Origin of the sequence: Litchfieldella anticariensis FP35 = DSM 16096, from assembly GCF_000409775.1 — a bacterium.
GTDB lineage: Bacteria > Pseudomonadota > Gammaproteobacteria > Pseudomonadales > Halomonadaceae > Litchfieldella > Litchfieldella anticariensis.
The window spans coordinates 162,161-178,320 of the sequence record NZ_KE332388.1; the positions used below are offsets into that span (position 1 = coordinate 162,161).

15 protein-coding genes are annotated in these 16,160 nt (G+C 59.8%); 7 read left to right on the forward strand and 8 right to left on the reverse strand.

What is annotated here, in order from left to right; translation table 11 throughout:
* Positions 1-43 precede the first annotated feature (43 nt).
* Positions 44-592, reverse strand: coding sequence for a DUF924 family protein (locus tag L861_RS07730; RefSeq protein WP_016416496.1), 549 nt, complete (start codon positions 590-592; stop codon positions 44-46).
* Positions 593-711: 119 nt separating this feature from the next.
* Here L861_RS07730 and L861_RS07735 point away from each other — a divergent pair, with 119 nt between their 5' ends.
* From L861_RS07735 to L861_RS07765, 7 genes are all read left to right on the forward strand, one after another.
* Complete coding sequence (locus L861_RS07735) at positions 712-927, forward strand: hypothetical protein (protein WP_016416497.1); 216 nt, start codon at positions 712-714, stop codon at positions 925-927.
* A gap of 150 nt (positions 928-1,077) precedes the next feature.
* Positions 1,078-2,673: a solute:sodium symporter family transporter gene (locus L861_RS07740; RefSeq protein ID WP_016416498.1), complete on the forward strand. Its 1,596-nt coding sequence runs from the start codon at positions 1,078-1,080 to the stop codon at positions 2,671-2,673.
* Between the two features lie 149 nt (positions 2,674-2,822).
* Positions 2,823-3,833, forward strand: coding sequence for a GlxA family transcriptional regulator (locus L861_RS07745; RefSeq protein ID WP_016416499.1), 1,011 nt, complete (start codon positions 2,823-2,825; stop codon positions 3,831-3,833).
* 10 nt (positions 3,834-3,843) lie between these two features.
* Complete coding sequence (locus L861_RS07750; RefSeq protein WP_016416500.1) at positions 3,844-5,022, forward strand: MFS transporter; 1,179 nt, start codon at positions 3,844-3,846, stop codon at positions 5,020-5,022.
* Between the two features lie 26 nt (positions 5,023-5,048).
* Positions 5,049-6,452 carry a YcjX family GTP-binding protein gene (locus tag L861_RS07755; RefSeq protein ID WP_016416501.1) on the forward strand — a complete coding sequence of 468 codons (1,404 nt, stop codon included), beginning with the start codon at positions 5,049-5,051 and terminating at the stop codon, positions 6,450-6,452.
* On the forward strand, positions 6,449-7,501 hold the full coding sequence (locus tag L861_RS07760; RefSeq protein WP_016416502.1) for a TIGR01620 family protein: 1,053 nt from the start codon (positions 6,449-6,451) through the stop codon (positions 7,499-7,501). The genes L861_RS07755 and L861_RS07760 overlap by 4 nt, the downstream gene beginning before the upstream one ends.
* 123 nt (positions 7,502-7,624) lie before the next feature.
* Positions 7,625-8,065 carry a universal stress protein gene (locus L861_RS07765; protein WP_016416503.1) on the forward strand — a complete coding sequence of 147 codons (441 nt, stop codon included), beginning with the start codon at positions 7,625-7,627 and terminating at the stop codon, positions 8,063-8,065.
* A 43-nt stretch (positions 8,066-8,108) separates the two neighbouring features.
* Here the strand turns inward: L861_RS07765 and L861_RS07770 are convergent, their stop codons facing one another.
* The 7 genes from L861_RS07770 to L861_RS07800 form a co-directional block, all read right to left on the reverse strand.
* On the reverse strand, positions 8,109-9,230 hold the full coding sequence (locus L861_RS07770) for an ABC transporter ATP-binding protein (protein WP_016416504.1): 1,122 nt from the start codon (positions 9,228-9,230) through the stop codon (positions 8,109-8,111).
* 18 nt (positions 9,231-9,248) lie between these two features.
* Positions 9,249-10,127 carry a carbohydrate ABC transporter permease gene (locus L861_RS07775; protein WP_016416505.1) on the reverse strand — a complete coding sequence of 293 codons (879 nt, stop codon included), beginning with the start codon at positions 10,125-10,127 and terminating at the stop codon, positions 9,249-9,251.
* Positions 10,120-11,049 (reverse strand): carbohydrate ABC transporter permease, encoded by a 930-nt coding sequence (locus tag L861_RS07780; protein ID WP_016416506.1) that lies wholly within the window; start codon positions 11,047-11,049, stop codon positions 10,120-10,122. The genes L861_RS07775 and L861_RS07780 overlap by 8 nt, the downstream gene beginning before the upstream one ends.
* A 58-nt stretch (positions 11,050-11,107) precedes the next feature.
* Positions 11,108-12,382 (reverse strand): ABC transporter substrate-binding protein, encoded by a 1,275-nt coding sequence (locus L861_RS07785; RefSeq protein ID WP_016416507.1) that lies wholly within the window; start codon positions 12,380-12,382, stop codon positions 11,108-11,110.
* A 131-nt stretch (positions 12,383-12,513) separates the two neighbouring features.
* Positions 12,514-13,713, reverse strand: coding sequence for an AGE family epimerase/isomerase (locus tag L861_RS07790; RefSeq protein ID WP_016416508.1), 1,200 nt, complete (start codon positions 13,711-13,713; stop codon positions 12,514-12,516).
* 126 nt (positions 13,714-13,839) lie between these two features.
* A complete protein-coding gene (locus L861_RS07795) occupies positions 13,840-15,225 on the reverse strand; it encodes an ATP-binding protein (RefSeq protein WP_081645842.1) in 1,386 nt (461 codons plus the stop codon).
* A gap of 83 nt (positions 15,226-15,308) precedes the next feature.
* Positions 15,309-16,031: a response regulator gene (locus L861_RS07800; RefSeq protein ID WP_016416510.1), complete on the reverse strand. Its 723-nt coding sequence runs from the start codon at positions 16,029-16,031 to the stop codon at positions 15,309-15,311.
* Between the last annotated feature and the right edge of the window lie 129 nt (positions 16,032-16,160).

Here is a 16,160-nt window from a genome sequence, read left to right on the forward strand (position 1 = left end):
CATATCGAAGGGGCACACACTCGAAACTACGTTGTAGCTTGACTCAAAATGAAGACCCAGGCTCCTGCAGGAAAGCGATCTCCTCCGGTGTCGACCCTCGCCCGAGAACGGCGTTGCGATGAGGATAACGCCCGAAGCGGGCAATGATGTCACGGTGCCGTCGCTCGAATCGCAGGTTTTCTTCAAGCCCCGGCTGATCGAAGAGCCGTAGCGCTTCGTCGTGAATCAGCAGCGACTCGCTGTGCATGTATGGCATATACAGGAATGGCTTGTGTGAGGTATCCAGATAGCGATCGGTGCCATTCGCCACAGCTTCCTGGGCCAATACCAGGGCCAAGGGGTCCTGAGCGAAGGCCGCTGGCGTGTCGCGGTGAATGTTGCGCGAAAACTGGTCTAGTACCAGGATTTCGGCCAACCGCCCTAGGGCCGAGCGGCGCCATTGCCATAGCTCACCGTTACTGGCAGCCTCGAGCAACGCTGAAAAGCGTGTGGCGATCATGCGATCAAGTGCTTCATCCTTGATGAACCATTGGCGCGGTGTCAATTCATCGAACCAGAATGCCAGCACTTCCTGTACAGCCGTCTCGTTCATGGCAGGATTCCTTGTTGGCCCCTCGACGATGCAGCAAGGGAATGGTCATCGTTGCCTCTCTGAAAATAGCCGAGGACGATATCGCTCCCAATCTATCACTCACTTCTTAAGGAGTGTACATGACAGCCTATGAAGTGCTGGAAATGAGCCGGTTCGCTTTCAATATCCTGGGCTTGATCGTCTGTCTCATCGGCCTGACACTCGTCAAATACCGACGCCGCAAGGTATTGGGGGGCAGTGTTGCCGTATTGGGCTTTTTGATTGCAGCCAGCCCCATGCTGCTACAATTGTTCGGACTGGTATCTCCTCCTGCGACACCCATCATACCTCAGTAATATTTCATGTATTACGACGCAAAACACGACTAAAGGCGAATAGAAGAAGCGTGACATCAAAATAGAATTTGTGACTAACAGGTAAGTTTACGCACATATCCTGGTTCCTTACCGCCCCAAACACACCCTCCACTGAAAGGATTCGGTCCCATGCATGCCCTTACCCTGGCATCATTTCTATTCTTTACCGGGCTGGTGGCCTTCATCACCTGGCGTCTTACCCGGCGTGACGATCACAGTAGCACCGGCGGTTATTTCCTGGCCGGGCGCACCTTGACCTTTCCGTTGATCGCCGGCTCATTGTTGATGACCAACCTCTCCACCGAACAGATGGTGGGTTTGAATGGTTCTGCGTTCACTGATGGCTTGAGTGTGATGGCCTGGGAAGTGGTTGCCGTATTGGCGCTGGTCGCGCTGGGGCTGTTCTTCCTGCCACGCTTTTTGAGAAGCGGTATCGCCACTGTGCCGCAGATGCTACTGATTCGTTTCGACAGCGGCACTCAGTTGATCTGCAACATCATCTTCCTTATTGCCTATGCGGTGATCCTGCTGCCGATCATTCTCTATTCGGGCGCCATAGGCTTGCAGGGAATGCTCGATCTACCGGGGCTGACCGGCATCCAGTCCAATACCGTACTGCTCTGGATGACGGTATGGGTCGTCGGCATCATCGGTTCGATTTACGCCCTGTTCGGCGGCCTGCGTACCGTGGCGGTATCCGATGCCTTGAACGGCATAGGACTTTTGATCGGCGGTTTCGTGATTGTCTATTTTGGCCTGCAAGCCGTCAGTGACGATGGGGGACTGCTGGCCGGTTGGGAGATACTCAAGCAAAGCAATCCCGACAAGCTCAACTCGATTGGTGGTCCCGAGCAACAGGTGCCCTTTTCGACCCTGTTCACCGGCGTGTTCCTGATCAACCTCTTCTACTGGACCACCAACCAGCAGATCATCCAGCGTACCTTTGCCGCCAAGAACCTCGCCGAAGGCCAGAAAGGGGTACTGCTGACCGGTCTACTCAAACTGTTGGGACCACTCTATCTGGTGCTGCCGGGCATCATCGCCTACCACCTGTATGCCGATCAGGGCGTACGCGCCGACGCGGCATACGGCCACTTGGTGTTCAATGTGTTGCCACCTTACCTCACCGGCTTCTTCGCCGCGGTGATGGTCGGTGCGATCCTCTCCTCATTCAACTCGGCGCTCAACAGTACTACCACCATCTTCAGCCTAGGGCTGTACAAGGGGGTATTGAACAAGAACGCGACCGACGAGCAGGTGGTCAATTCAGGCAAAGTATTCGGTTGGATCATGGCGGTCGTGACCATGACCATCGCACCGCTGCTGGCTGGCCAGGAAAGTCTGTTCAGCTACCTGCAGAAGATGAACGCCATCTATTTCATTCCCATCCTGGCGGTCGTGATCGTTGGTCTCCTGACCAAACGTGTACCGCCCATGGCAGCCAAGGTCGCTCTGATCGGCGGCTGCCTATTGATTGCCGCCGGCTATTTCGTGCCGCCCTTCAACAAACTGCCCATCATCATGCACGAGTTCCACTTCGTGGCCAGTGTCTTCGTGTTGCTGGTGGCCATCATGCTGCTGATCGGTAAACTTCGTCCGCGCCCTACGGAGTGGGTGCATGAAGACAGTGGTGCCGTCGACCTGACCCCGTGGAAGGGCGCGATTCCTTGCGGTATCGTGCTGGTGGTCCTGGTCATCGCCATTTACTTGGCTTTCGCGGGCTAGAAACAGCCTCGTTTCGCACATCTACACGCCCTGCCCTCATCGGCAGGGCATTTTTTTGACGGTAATGTCCTTATCGGTGGGTTGCTGGTCATTGCAGACATCCCCTCCAACACCGACACTTTCGAGAAGCGCTACAGGAGAGTGTCGTCATGTCTCGTACCATCGCCTTGCTGGCCTATCCCGACTGCCAACTATTGGATGTCAGCGGCCCGTGGCAAGTCTTCGCTACCGCCAATCAACTGAGTGAACGCACACTCTATCGGCTGCATCTGGTGGCCGAGCGCCCGGGGCCCGTGACCACCAACGGCGGCTTGACCCTAGAGGCAGGGCACGCTTGGCAAGCACTCGATACTCTCGCTCCGCTCGATACCCTACTGATCGCTGGCGGCAGCGGAGTGATGGCACAGCGTCAGGACTCGGTTTTGCTACAGATACTTCGCGACCAGGCCAAGGCAGTGCGACGCTTGGGGTCCGTGTGTACCGGCGCCTTCCTGCTTGCCGCTGCCGGGCTGCTGGACGGACGCCAGGCAACCACACACTGGCGCCACTGCCAGCATCTTGCCAGCGACTATCCACGCGTCGACGTGATAGCCAATGCCTTGTATCTGGAATCCGCAGGCCTGTATACCAGTGCCGGTGTTACGGCAGGCATCGACCTGGCACTATCACTGCTCGAGTCCGACCAGGGAAGCGAGCTTGCTGGCCGCGTGGCTCGTGAGCTGGTGATGTTCCTGCACCGTCCCGGAGGCCAATCGCAGTTCAGCGAAGTCCTGGCCCAACAACACAAGGCCAGCGGTCCCCTGCGGCGGTTACTGGATCAACTACATGCCAATCCCGGCAAGGCCTATCGCCTGGAGGACATGGCCGATTACATCGCCGTCTCGCCACGTCATCTGTCGCGACTGTTTCGCCACCAGTTGGATACCACGCCCGGCACCTACCTAACCCGTCTGCGCCTGGAACATGCCAGGCTGACATTGATCGAGAACACTCAACCACCCTCCCTGGAGCGCCTGGCCCGTCGTTGGCAACTAGGCGGCGCAGAACAATTGCGACGACTTTTCCAACGCTATTACGGCGTCTCGCCTACGATATATCGTCAACGCTTTGGCCGCCGCCCCCAGGACAACCACTCGCTCTCATCCGCCAAGGAAGCCTAGGAGACTGTTCATGCCGCTTACCGTCACCCTACTGTCGTTATGCCAAGCCCTGTTGGTCAGCGGCAACATCCTGTTGATCGCCGTCTCACCACTGATCGGTTCCAATCTGGCTCCCAATGCCGCCTGGTCTACCGCACCGGTAGCCACCCAGTGGCTGGGCCTGATGTGCGCGACCATTCCCGCTTCATTGATCATGGGCCGGCTGGGGCGCAAACGCGGCTTCATGCTCGGCAACCTGATGGGACTGATCGGTGTGGCGGTCGCCGCCCAGGCATTGATCGACGAACGCTTCTTCCTGTTCATGCTGGGCACCTGGCTGATCGGCATCGGTATCGGCTTCGGCCAACTCTATCGCTTTGCCGCTGTGGAGGCCGCCCCACTGGCACTACGCGACCGCGCCATCGGGCTGGTGATGGGTGGTGGCGTACTGGCCGCCTTCTTCGGCCCCTGGCTGGCGCGAGTCAGCCGCGAACTGGCAGAGACCCCCTTCCTCGGCAGTTTCCTGGGGCTTGGCGTTCTTTATCTGGTCGCGCTGGTCATTCTGTCCCTGACACGCCTTCCACCACCCGACGTCACCCATGGTGAAGGACAGCCACGCCCGCTCGGCGAGATCATGCGTCAACCACTGTTCATCGTCGCCGTGGTCTCGGCGCTGATCGGCTATGGCGTGATGAACCTGGCAATGACCGCCACCCCATTGGCCATGGCCAGCGCCGGTTTCCACTTCGACCATGTCGCCACCACCATCCAATGGCACGTGCTGGCAATGTTCCTGCCCTCGTTCGTGACCGGTCATCTCACCGCCCGTTTCGGGACAACGCGCATGATCGTCACCGGTTGTGCGCTACTCATGGGCTGTGCCGTGGTGGCCCAGCTCGAGGCCGGAATAACCGGATTCTATGTCGCGCTGATCCTGCTGGGGTTGGGCTGGAACTTCACCTTCCTACCGGCCACCGGCCTGCTTACCGAATCCTATCGTCCAATCGAGAAGGCTCGCACCCAGGCCGCAAACGAATTCCTGGTCTTTTCCACCGTAGCACTAACCGCTTGGCTTGCCGGCCCCTTGGTCAGTACGCTCGGCTGGTCGCTGCTCAACGCCTTGTTGATTCCGCTGTCGCTGGTGCCCATTGCCCTACTGACCTGGCAACGGCTTGTCAGACGCGGCCAACGCCCACACATTAGTGGCTGACATACCTGCGAACGGAATCGACCCTGATGCGCCAGTCCCTGGCACGCGAACTCAATGATCTGCTCGAACGAAGCCGTGATCGCCAGCTACGCTTGGCGGTCACCGGCTTGTCACGCTCCGGTAAAACCGCCTTCTTGACGTCGCTGGTCCACCAACTCCGCCACGCCGGATGGGAGGCACGGCTCGACCTTTTCCCCGCGGCCCGCGAAGGCCGTTTGTTGGGTGCCAAACGTGTGGCCCAACAAGACCTTGGCGTGCCACGCTTTCCCTATGACCAGGCTCTGGCAGCGCTCGAAGCGACGCCACCCCGCTGGCCAGAACCAACGCGCGGCATCAGTGAACTACGCCTCTCGATCCGCTACCGACCGGCTGGCCGGCCCTTGTTCCGGGCCGACACCGCCACGCTCACTCTGGATCTGTTCGACTATCCTGGCGAATGGCTCCTCGACCTGCCGCTGCTGGATCATGACTATCTGAGTTGGAGTCTCGACCAGCCGCTTTCCAACGCGACCGAGCTCAACCATGAGCGCCGCGCCCTGTTTGCCGACTGGCTCGATGCCGTGGAATCGCTTGACCCAGCCGCCGATGCCGATGAAGAGCAGCTTGCCGAGATTGCCGCGCTCTATGCTCAGGGCCTGCGCAATGCCCGCGAGGCGGGGTTCTCCAACCTGCAACCGGGACGCTTTCTGCTGCCTGGCGACCTCGAGGGCGCCCCGGTGCTGCAGTTCTTCCCCCTGCCGGAACTTAGCGAAAGCGAGCGTACGGCACTGGAAACCCTGCCCGAAGAAAGTGTCTACCGGACCCTGGTCCGGCGTTTCGTCCACTATCAGCAGCACATCGTCAAGCCTTTCTATCGCAACCACTTCCGACGTTTTGACCGTCAGATCGTGCTGGTCGACGTGCTGAGTGCGCTGAATGCCGGCCCCGAGCGCTTCGAGGACCTGTCCCAGGCGCTGGCGACACTGATGCAAAGTTTCGCTTATGGCAAACGCAGCCTACTTTCGCGGCTGTTCTCGCCACGCATCGACCGACTGGCCATTGCTGCCACCAAGACCGACCATGTCACCCCGGAACAGCATGCCAACCTGGTCGCCCTGCTCGAAGCATTGTTGACCGAGCCCTTGCAGGATCTGCGTTTCGCCGATATCCCGGTCAAGGCGATGTCGTTGGCCTCGATTCGTGCCACCGAGGCCCGCGAGGTCGAATATCAGGGCAAGCGTACTCCGGCTCTGCGAGGTACTACCCTCGAGGGTGGAGAGGTGCTGATATTTCCCGGCGAGGTACCGGCTCGCCTACCCGATACCGATTTCTGGGCCCGCCAAGGATTTGACTTTCGCGCCTTCCGGCCAGCCCCCCATTCCAAGGGGGAATTGCCTCATATCCGCCTTGATGCAGCGCTGGACTGGTTGCTTGGAGACAAGTTGCAATGAGTAATGCACGGCATGACGACCCACGTCCGGGCCGGCGTTTCCACCTCGATGACAAAGGCGGTCGTGAGACATCCACCCAGGATCCCCGCCCGACCGAGGCTTTCGATCCTGACCTGGACACGCTTCCCCTACCGGCGGAAGAAACGGCTGCACGAACAGAAGCCTTGATAGCCGATGACCTGGCCCGTCCACGTAAGCGTCGCTGGGGGCTAATGACGCTGCTGGGCGGCGGTCTGACGCTGGGTGCCGTGGAACTCGGCCAACTCCTGTATGGCTCTACGCTCGGAGGCGACTGGAGCAGTGGTGCCTGGGGGCTGCTTGGCCTACTGGCCTTGGGCCTGGGAGGGGCGGCACTGGCACGGGAACTCTGGCGTCTCAGACGCCTACGCCGCCATATTCGCTTGCGCGAACGCCTGGAGTCACTCGATGCCGCAACCCCTCGTCAGGCCAAGCAGCTTGCCGACACCTTGCGTCGACAACTTGGGCTGGACGATGACCATCCCCATTGGCAAGCCTTCATGCAGGCTCATCAACCACATCACGATGGCCACGAAACATGGTCGCTGCTGGCTCATCACCTATTGGCACCACGGGATCGTGAAGCACGCCGGTTGATCTCGCACATGTCCGGAGACACTGCCATCATGGTAGCAGTCAGCCCCCTGACACTAGTCGACATGACCCTGGTGGCATGGCGCAACCTGGCCATGATCGATCGTTTGGCTCGACTTTATGGCCTGGAGCTGGGCTACGCCAGCCGGCTGCGGTTATTCCGTGCTGTGCTTTACAACATGGCCTTTGCCGGTGCCAGTGAGATGGCCAGCGAGGCCAGCATGGAGCTGCTGTCGATGAACCTGGCCGGCAAACTGTCGACGCGTGCCGGTCAAGGGCTCGGCGTGGGGCTGCTCAGCGCTCGCCTGGGGCTACGTACCCTACGTCTGACCCGCCCCCTGCCCTTCGCCGAAAACGAGGTACCACGCATCGCTGACTTGCGCCGCGAACTCTGGCAACGCTTGCGACGTTTGGAACAGGAACAAGACGCAACATGAGCTATCGAGCCTGTGCGATACCCCTATTGATATAGGTCAAGACGATGCCCCTGTCCTTTAGTCTATTCTGAAGGGCAGCTGGCCATGTGGCCAGGCGACAAAAACGACCGAAGAGGTACCCCCATGTTCAAATCGTTACTGGTGGCCGTCGACGGCTCGGAAAACGCCAAGAAGGCGCTACGCGTAGCCTGCGAACTGATCAAGAACAGCGATACCAAACTGCATATCCTGCACATTCCCGAAGCCCTCGCCCACGAGACCACCTTGGTATGGGGAATTGGTGCCATTCCCCTCGAGGCCAACCCCGAGGACCTGAAACGTGCCGGTACGCAGATCATCGAGAAGGCCAAGGCCAACGCCGAAGAACTAGGTGTCAGCCAGATCGAAACCCACCTCGATCAAGGCGAGCCGGCACGTACCATCCTGAGCCAGGCCAAGAATTTGGGCGTGGATGCCATCGTCCTTGGCAGCCGCGGCCTTGGCGATCTTGCCGGATTGGTCATGGGCAGTACGTCGCATAAGGTGACGCATGCGGCCAAGTGTACGGTGATCACGGTGCGTTGAGCCCAAGCGGAACGCCGGCCGGCTGTGGAGCCAGCCGGCTGTCTCATGCCAAGCGCTGTTCAGTTTGCGGATCGAACAGTACCGCCCTTCCCATATCGATGCGCAACGCCAGGCGCTTACCTGCTGCCACCCGGCACTTGGGCCCAACTCTTGCCGTTACCTCCTTCTCACCCAGCGGCAAACGCAGCAGGATATCGGCGCCAGTAGGCTCGACGACCGTGACCCGGGCCGAGAATAGTGTGCCTTCGGCATGTTCGCCGAGGCGCTCATCCTCCTCGCTGAAGTGTTCGGGCCGCAGCCCCAGCACGACCTTTCGTCCGACATACTCAGCCATCGCCGGCGTCTCATGCGCCTGCGGCCATGGCAACAGCACATCCTCTTCGCCTTGGGTCGAAACACGGAGTCGATAATCGACGGCCTCATGCTCCAACGTCGCGGTGAGGAAATTCATCGACGGCGAGCCCATGAAACCGGCGACGAACATATCGACCGGATCGTTGTAGACCTCATCGGGGGTGCCGAGCTGGAGAATGTGGCCGTCGCGCATTACCGCGATGCTGTCGGCGAGCGTCATGGCCTCGATCTGGTCGTGGGTAACATAGACGATAGTAGTACCCAGACGCTGGTGCAGCTTCTTGATCTCGGTACGCATCTCCACGCGCAGCTTGGCATCCAGGTTGGAGAGCGGTTCGTCGAACAAATAAATCTTGGGTTCGCGGGCAAGCGCCCTGCCCATCGCCACCCGCTGACGCTGACCACCGGAGAGTTGGGACGGCTTGCGATCGAGCAGATGCGAGATCTGCAGCAGGTCGGCGACGCGCTCCACCGCCTCTTCGCGCTCGCGCTTGGGCACCTTGCGCATCTCGAGGCCGAAGGCGATATTCTGGCGAACCGTCATGCTCGGGTAGAGCGCATAGGACTGGAAAACCATGGCGATGTCGCGCTCCGCCGGGGTCTGCCAGGTGACATCCTTGCCAGCAATCAGGATCTGACCCGAAGTCACCGGCTCCAGGCCAGCGATAGCGTTCATCAGGGTCGACTTGCCACAACCCGAGGGGCCGACCAGGATCAGGAATTCACCGGAATCGATAGCCAAGCTGACATCCTTGAGCACCCGGGTGCTGCCGAAGTCCTTGCGGACCTCACGAATTTCCAATGCGGACATGTCGGATACCTCTTCTTGTTATCCCTTGACCGAGCCGGCGGTAAGCCCTCGGACGAAATATTTTCCTGCCAGCACATAGACCACCAGGGTGGGCAATGCGGCGATCATCGCCGCCGCCATGTCGACGTTGTACTCCTTGACGCCGGTGGAGGTGTTGACCAGGTTGTTGAGCGCCACCGTCACCGGCTGGGTGTCATGGGCCGAGAACGCCACTCCGAACAGAAAGTCGTTCCAGATCTGAGTGAACTGCCAAATCACCGAGACCACGATGATTGGCTTGGACACCGGCAACAGGATGCGCCAGAAGATACGAAAGAAACCGGCCCCATCCAGCTTGGCCGCCGATACCAACTCGCTGGGCACCGATACATAGAAGTTGCGGAAAAACAGCGTGGTGAAGGCGATACCGAAGATCACGTGCACCAGCACCAATCCCGCTCGCGAACTCGAAAGCCCCAACCAGCCCAGCGTCTGGGCCATTGGCAAGAGCACCACCTGAAAGGGAATGAAACAGCCGAACAGCATCAGCGCAAAGACCAGCTCCGAGCCCTTGAAGCGCCACTTGGTCAGCGCATAGCCATTGAGCGCCCCGATGGTGGTGGAGATCAGTACTGCCGGCACCACGATGGCAATGGAGTTGAAGAAGTAGACGCTCACCCCTTCGCAGCGCATGCCGGTACAAGCCTCGCCCCACGCCTTGGCCCACGGTGCGAAAGTCGGGTCGAGTGGTATTGCGAGCAAGCTGCCGGCACGGATTTCCTCGAGCGGCTTGATCGAGGTAAACAGCATCACTACCAGCGGCATCAAATAGAACAGTACTGCCAGGATCAGCACGGTATACAGTACTGCCCGTGCCAGACGCGCTCCCGGGGTGCGTCGACGAATCACATTATCCATGCTTGCGGCTCCGCAATTCCGAGTAGAGATAGGGAATCAAGATTGCCAGCACCCCGCCCAGCATCAGCATGGCACTTGCCGACCCCAACCCGATCTGGGCACGAGTGAAGGCATGGGTGTACATGAAGGTCGCCGGTAGGTCGGAGGAGTAACCCGGCCCACCGCCGGTCAACGCCACCACCAGGTCGAAGCTCTTGATGGCGATGTGCGACAGGATCATCACCGCACTGAACACCACCGGTCGCAGGCAAGGAATCACCACACGCCAATAGATGCGCGGCAAGCCCGCACCATCGAGTTGCGCAGCCTTGATGATGCTGTCGTCAATCCCGCGCAGGCCAGCCAGAAACAGCGCCATGACGAAACCCGAGGCCTGCCACACGGCGGCGATCACCAGGGTATAGATCGACATCTTCGGGTCGATCAGCCAATCGAAGGTGAAGCTCTCGAAGCCCCAGCCGCGCACCATTGCCTGAATGCCCAGCCCGGGATTGAGCAACCACTTCCAGACCACCCCGGTGACGATGAACGATAGCGCCATCGGGTAGAGATAGATCGTGCGCAATGCGCCTTCCTGGCGAATTCGCTGGTCGAGAAGAATCGCCAGCAACAGCCCAAGCCCCAAGCAAATGATCACGAACAGGCCACCGAAAATGCCTAGATTGGTGGCAGCGACCCACCAGCGTTCGTTTTCCATCAGACGTGCATACTGGGCGAAGCCGACGAACTCATAACTCGGCAGCATGCGCGAACTGGTCAGTGACAGTATGAAAGTCCACAGCATGAAGCCATAGACGAAGAACAGTGAAATGGCGATGGACGGCGATAGCACCAGGCGCGGCAACCAGGCTTGCAGGCGTGCAGCGGCCGTCCGTCCCGGTGCAGCGTCCACCGGACGTGTCGAAGTGGTAACGGTCGACATGGGGATAACCTCGCGTGACGCCACGACGCCGCCAACCAGACGGCGCCATGGACAGGACTCACATGACAGCTTGGGCGGCGCTCACCATACGCTGAGCGGCCTGCTCGGCGCTCATGTCAGGAGAGTTGAAGAAGTTGGTGACGACGTCGAAGATCGCCCCCTGAACATCGGAGCGCACGGCCATGCCATGGGCCATGCTGGGCACCAGTCCACCCTCGTCGGCGGTACGTTGGAAGTCCTCGAGGGATTTCTGGGCACACTGGTCAAACTCGCTCATATCGAGATCGGGGCGTGCTGGAATCGACCCCTTGGCCAGATTGAAGGTTTTCTGGAACTCGGGTTCCAATACCAAGCGTGCCAGGGTGTGCTGAGCCTCCTGGTCGGCCTCCTCGCTGACGCGGAACATCGCCAGACTGTCGATGTTGAAGGTAAACGAATGCTCGGTGCCCGGCGCCGGGGCGCACAGGTAGTCCTTGCCGGGCTCGAGCCCCGCCGCTGTGAACTCACCCTTGGCCCAATCCCCCATCAGTTGCATGGCGGCCTTGCCGCTGATCACCATCGAGGTGGCGATATTCCAGTCGCGGCCGGACATGCCATCGTCCATCAGCTCGCGCATGCGCTTGAAGTTCTCCAACGCCTCGATCATCTGCTCACTGCCCAGGGCCTCGGGATCGAGATCGACCATGGTGCGGCGGTAGAAATCGTTGCCGGCGGTTGCCAACAGTACGGTCTCGAATACAGTGGCGTCCTGCCAGGCTTGGCCGCCATGAGCCAACGGCACGTAACCGGCTTCACGAATCGCCTCACCGGCGGCGAACATCTCGTCGAGCGTGGTGGGCAATGCCACCCCGGCCTCTTCGAGCACCTCCGGATTGGCCCACAGCCAATTGACGCGGTGAACGTTGACCGGTACCGCCACGTACTGCCCGTCATGCTTCATCACATTGGCAACGACACCCGGCAACTTTTCGTCCCAACCTTCGGATTCAGCGACATCATCGAGACTGCCCAACAGCCCCAGATCGCCCCACTCCTGGATCTCGGGCCCCTTGATCTGGGCGGCGGAAGGCGGGTTGCCGGACATGGCCCGCGACTTGAGTACCGTCATGGCGGTCTCGCCACCGCCTCCGGCCACGGCAAAATCTTCCCAATGATGGCCTTCTTCCTCCACCAACTCCTTGAGAACGTTGGCGGCACGGGCTTCACCACCCGAGGTCCACCAGTGCAGGACCTCGACATCGCCGGCCTGGGCCTGGGTCGCACCCAGGGTACCGGCGACAGCCAGACCAAGCAGGGTCTTCCTGAGAGTCAGGGGTTGCTTGAATGCGCACATAGGGCGTGTCTCCATTTATTGTTGATTATCTCGTCGATTGTCATGAGCCGTATCCGGAACGGCTCATGACACGCTAGCGCATTCAAGGCCTCAAGAGGGGTTACCTAGTGCTGGATAATATTGCGGCTTTATTACGAAGCTGAAACATTCCCTCGCGACAGGGTCTCGATCACGTCGTAGCACGCCCCCATGGTGTGGTAGTCGACCTTCCCGGCAGGGCTCTTCTCATCAGAGTAACGTTGATTGTCGGGACTCAGGATGCGGTACCAGGCGCCATGCTGGTGATCGATCATGTGCCGCCAACTAAAGTCCCACAGCCGCTCGTACCAACGCCAGAAACGCCGCTCGCCGGTACGGTTGCCGAGCATTGCCGCGGCCGCCAGACTCTCGGCCTGCACCCAGAAATACTTGTCGCCATCGAAGATGTTGCCCTCGAGATCGAGGCCATAGACCAGCCCTCCGTGCTCGGTGTCCCAGCCGGCCTCGACACTGGTGAGGAACAAGCGACACGCCGTCGGCAGCAACCAAGCTTGGGGGCAGCGTCGATCCAACATCAGCAGCAACTTGGCCCACTCCGTCTGGTGGCCGACTTGATAGCCCCACGGGCGGAACAGATGACGCGGGTTGTCACGGTGATAATCCAGGTCCAGACGCCACTGACGATCGTAATGCTCCCAGATCCAGCCCCTATCCTGCTCATCCTGTCCCGCCTGGCGCAAACAGATCGCCTGGGCCACTTGCAGCGCCCGCGTCAGGAACTGCTCGTCACCGGTGGCGTCGAATGCCGCGATCAACGCCTCGCAACTGTGCATGTTGGCGTTCTGGCCACGGTAGTCGGAAGCGCGCCAGTGGCGATCCGCCTCATCAGCATAAAGTTGCCATTGCGGTTCCCAGAAGTGTCGTGTCTGGAGTTCATGCACGGCATAGAGGCCATCACGCGCCTCCTCGATACCGGTCTTGAGTGCCGTGGCATAGGCCAGCAGCACGAAGGCCAGTCCATAGCAATGATTGGTGTCGTCCTCGACCTGCCCATCGCGCAGCGTCCAGGCATAACCTTGATAATCGCTCTGGAAATGCACCTGCTCAAGATACTTCAGACCATGGCGTGCCCAGCGCAGATATTCCGGTCGTTGGAAATACTCGCCGTAGCGAGCATAGGTGAAAACGAAACGTGCGCTAGAGACCAAGTGACGATGGTGGCGGTCGTAGATCTCGCCGTCATCGCGCAGGTAATGGAAGAACCCGCCATGCGGATCAATGGCCCGTGGGTGATAGAAAGCCATGGTCTTGCGGATATGGCTTTCGAGAAAGGCGATATCGTAGACGTTCATGGATCGCATCCTTGTGGTTCTAGCAAAGTGGAGGTTCTAGCAAAGGAGTGGCAGGAATAGCATCAGACTACCCGATCGCCGCTGTCCTCCTGTGTTTCCTAATGCTGCAAAGTGTTGCAAGACCGGTCACTGGTGAGGAAATTCGAGGGTGACGACTAGCCCCCCATCGGGATGATTGCCCAACATTAGCTCGCCACCGTGAGCGCGTACGATATGGCGCGCGATGCCCAGCCCCAGACCACTGCCACCAGTGTGGCGGCTGCGCGATGGCTCCAGCCGCACGAAAGGCTCGAAGACCCGCTGGCACTGGGCGTCGGGAATACCCGGGCCATGATCGCGAATCGTGATAGTCAGATTCTGTTCGTCGTCAACAAGGACCACTTCGGCCCGTCGGCCATAGAAAATGGCATTTTCCAACAGGTTGCCCAGACAACGCTTGAAAGCCAACGGCTTGACCGCCAGCGGTGCCGCCTCCCCCTCGATACTCACTTTCCCATTATGCAGACGCAGTTCATCGGCCAGATCGTTCAGCACTCGGCACGGATCGATACGCTCGATGTTTTCATGCAGGTCCAACCCTTTGACCGAGGCCAGTGCTCCTTTGACCAATAGATCCAGTTCGTCCAATGCCGCACAGAAGCGTTCGCGTTGTATCTCGTCGTCGAGCATCTCGGCACGCAGACGCATGCGGGTAATGGGGGTCTTCAAGTCGTGGGAAATCGCCGAAAACAGCCGCTCGCGCTCCTCGACCTGCTGACGGATACGCTCTTGCATGCGATTGAAAGCCTGGGTGGTATCGAGAGTCTCACGGGGGCCACGCTCCGGTAACGGAGGAGTATCCAAGTCATCGCCTAGCTGTCGCGCCGCCCGTGCCAGTCGCGCCAGGGGACGAGTTACGCTACGAATACCCAGCAGTGAGAGACCGATTACCGCCAGTAGCACGATCACGGCGGCGAACAAGCGATCTTCGGATAGCCAAGCATGCTCGTTGAACAGATCCGGCACCGGCAGCAACGTTGCCACGTAGAGCCAGGACTCCGGCTCGAGTTGTAGTTGCACCACCAGTATCGGTGGTTCCAGCGGATCCAACAGCAGGCTGTAGTGCCCCCAGCGCGGTGGCAAGTCGCGAAGCAATACTTCGTTGTTGAGCAGGCGTAAGTCTTCGGGATACGAGAACTCCACCAAAGCTTCACGCACCCCGAGCTCCGACTCCAGCACCCGTTGGAAGTTGTTCACCACTAGTGTCTTGGCCGGGCCGTCACCGATATCGCGAATGGGAATGCGATGGTCGTTGATACTGACGAAGAACCGCGTACCGCCCATATCGCGTAGCTGATCCAGCACGATATGTCGGTACTCGTACGGCAAGGAACGGAAGAAGCGCACGGTGGAGGCAACGCTGTACGCCACGTTGTTCGACAACTCGTCGATTTGCTTCAATTGGCTGGAGCGCGCCTGGGCGGTCCAGATGGCGTAGCTGGAAAGCTGGGCACCCAGCACGCCGACGATCATGATCAATACGAAGCGACCGCGCAGCGTGCGCGGCAGGTAACGCGCGAGACGCCGCCGCAGGCGACGCCCAAGCCCCACATCACTCACTGCAAGGCTTCCACCTGGGACGCCAGCACATAGCCAGCACCGCGCACAGTGCGGATCAACTGCGAATGCTGGGCGTCCTCGCCGAGACGTTGACGCAGACGGCACACATGCACGTCGATAGAGCGGTCGAGCGGTGGTGCCGGACGTCCACGACTGAGGTCGAACAGTGCTTCACGCGACAGTACCTGTTCAGGATGCTCTAGGAACACTTGCAATAGCTGGAAATCGGCCCCTGAAAGCGGGCTGCGCTCTCCATGACGATCGATCAATTCACGAGTCACGCGGTCCAGTCGCCAATCGCCGAACGCCACCAGACGCGCATGCGCCGGGCCCTCGTGAGCCGTGCTGCGGGTACGGCGTAATACGGCCTTGATCCGCGCCAGAAGCTCACGGGGGTTGAAAGGCTTGCCCAGGTAGTCGTCGGCACCCAATTCCAAGCCGAGGATGCGATCCATCTCATCGGCACTCGCCGTCAGCATGATAATCGGCACCTCGCTGGTGCGGCGTACTTCGCGGCAGATAGTGAAGCCGTCGTCACCGGGCAGCATGATATCGACGATCAACAGGTCGGGCGCTTCCCGGGCCAGTAGGCATCTCAATTCCTGGGCATCTTCGGCTACCAAGGCACGATAACCATGGCGACCGAGATAATCAGCCAGCAGTTCGCGGATTTCGGGGTCATCGTCGACCACGATCAGGGTGGCAGGTGTCGTTGTCATGATAGGCCAAGGCTGGCGAATGGGAGCTGGTCGCGTATTGTTATCGTCTAGTTACCTGATCCCGATAATGGGTGAAGCCTATTAGCCCGACAAGATGCTTGCGACCAAGGTGGTAGGCTGACGCTCGCC

Excerpts from the sequence above, each read along its gene's own strand:
- L861_RS07740 (WP_016416498.1), top strand. The coding sequence starts at position 1,078 with ATGCATGCCCTTACCCTGGCATCATTTCTATTCTTTACCGGGCTGGTG.
- L861_RS07735 (WP_016416497.1), top strand. The coding sequence starts at position 712 with ATGACAGCCTATGAAGTGCTGGAAATGAGCCGGTTCGCTTTCAATATC.
- L861_RS07760 (WP_016416502.1), top strand. The coding sequence starts at position 6,449 with ATGAGTAATGCACGGCATGACGACCCACGTCCGGGCCGGCGTTTCCAC.
- L861_RS07750 (WP_016416500.1), top strand. The coding sequence starts at position 3,844 with ATGCCGCTTACCGTCACCCTACTGTCGTTATGCCAAGCCCTGTTGGTC.
- L861_RS07730 (WP_016416496.1), bottom strand. The coding sequence starts at position 592 with ATGAACGAGACGGCTGTACAGGAAGTGCTGGCATTCTGGTTCGATGAA.
- L861_RS07775 (WP_016416505.1), bottom strand. The coding sequence starts at position 10,127 with ATGGATAATGTGATTCGTCGACGCACCCCGGGAGCGCGTCTGGCACGG.
- L861_RS07770 (WP_016416504.1), bottom strand. The coding sequence starts at position 9,230 with ATGTCCGCATTGGAAATTCGTGAGGTCCGCAAGGACTTCGGCAGCACC.
- L861_RS07780 (WP_016416506.1), bottom strand. The coding sequence starts at position 11,049 with ATGTCGACCGTTACCACTTCGACACGTCCGGTGGACGCTGCACCGGGA.
- L861_RS07745 (WP_016416499.1), top strand. The coding sequence starts at position 2,823 with ATGTCTCGTACCATCGCCTTGCTGGCCTATCCCGACTGCCAACTATTG.
- L861_RS07795 (WP_081645842.1), bottom strand. The coding sequence starts at position 15,225 with ATGATCGTCGGCGTGCTGGGTGCCCAGCTTTCCAGCTACGCCATCTGG.
- L861_RS07800 (WP_016416510.1), bottom strand. The coding sequence starts at position 16,031 with ATGACAACGACACCTGCCACCCTGATCGTGGTCGACGATGACCCCGAA.
- L861_RS07785 (WP_016416507.1), bottom strand. The coding sequence starts at position 12,382 with ATGTGCGCATTCAAGCAACCCCTGACTCTCAGGAAGACCCTGCTTGGT.
- L861_RS07755 (WP_016416501.1), top strand. The coding sequence starts at position 5,049 with ATGCGCCAGTCCCTGGCACGCGAACTCAATGATCTGCTCGAACGAAGC.
- L861_RS07790 (WP_016416508.1), bottom strand. The coding sequence starts at position 13,713 with ATGAACGTCTACGATATCGCCTTTCTCGAAAGCCATATCCGCAAGACC.
- L861_RS07765 (WP_016416503.1), top strand. The coding sequence starts at position 7,625 with ATGTTCAAATCGTTACTGGTGGCCGTCGACGGCTCGGAAAACGCCAAG.